The 469-nt window shown below is 42.2% G+C and carries 1 pseudogene; it reads left to right on the forward strand.

From position 1 onward, the window contains the following. Positions 1 to 469, forward strand: a pseudogene (locus I6U50_RS15760) (hypothetical protein); the annotation flags it as partial.

The following is a 469-nucleotide window of genomic DNA, read 5'->3' on the forward strand; positions in this document are numbered from 1 at the left end:
CAAATGCCGATGGATATTATGTGAATATCGGGACAACTGCAGGGGGAAATGACCTGGTAAACAATGCCGAGCTTACAACAACAAGTTATAGCCATGCAACCCATTTCCCTGAAAATACCACTATCTACGTTTCGGTTACTCCTTATAATGTGGTAGGAAGTGCTAAGGGATGTACAGAAATAAGTTTTACCACAGAGAGCTTCGCAAATCCGAGCGTTCCGGATTGTACTACAATTACCAGTCCGCTAGATGGTACAACCGATGTTAGCACCAATGAGGACATTAATTGGGATGCTGTACCAAATGCCGATGGATATTATATAAATATCGGGACAACTCCAGAAGGAAATGACCTGATAAACAATGCCGAGCTTACAACAACAAGTTATAGCCATACAACCGACTTCCCTGAAAATACCACAATCTATGTTTCGGTTACTCCTTATAATGTGGTAGGAAGTGCCACAGG

Source organism: Salegentibacter maritimus (genome assembly GCF_016236975.1).
Taxonomy (GTDB): Bacteria; Bacteroidota; Bacteroidia; order Flavobacteriales; family Flavobacteriaceae; genus Salegentibacter; species Salegentibacter maritimus.